Raw genomic sequence first — 510 nt, 5'->3', positions numbered from 1 at the left:
TCGCCCAGGACCAGCGGCTGGCGTGGCTCCGGGAACTCCTCAGCGGCAGCAGCGAATCCCTTCCCTACCGGGTCGCAGGGATCCTGCTCCTGCTCTACGCCCAGCCCCTCGTACGGGTCGCAGCGCTGCGCACCGACGCGATCGGTATCGACCCGGCGACAGGCCAGGCCGCTATAAACTTCGGGGGCCGTCCCGTTCCAGTCCCGGCGCCGTTCGCCAAACTGCTTCTGGACCACCTCAAGACCCGGCCCAACCTCCGCACCGGCGTCAGCGAGAGCCCATGGCTCTTCCCCGGCACCCACGCCGGCCACCACCTGCACCCGAACACCATCACACACCGGCTCGGCTCGCTCGGTATCCAGCTCACAGGAGCCCGCAACCGCTCGCTCGACGACCTCGTCACCCAGATGCCGCCGCCACTAGTCGCGGACGCACTCGGCTACAGCTACCAAGTGGCCTTCAAACACGCCGATTCAGCCGGAGAAAACTGGGCCAGATACGCCAGCCTGA

The 510-nt window shown here is 67.6% G+C and carries 1 pseudogene; it reads left to right on the top strand.

Going from position 1 to position 510, the window contains the following annotated elements:
• Window positions 1-510 (top strand): annotated as a pseudogene (locus HGO92_RS23205) (recombinase XerD); the annotation flags it as partial.

Source organism: Crystallibacter degradans (assembly GCF_012952295.1).
GTDB classification, from domain to species: domain Bacteria; phylum Actinomycetota; class Actinomycetes; order Actinomycetales; family Micrococcaceae; genus Crystallibacter; species Crystallibacter degradans.
The sequence above is the reverse complement of the archived record's forward strand: the minus strand, read 5'-3'. Positions and strand labels throughout refer to the sequence as shown.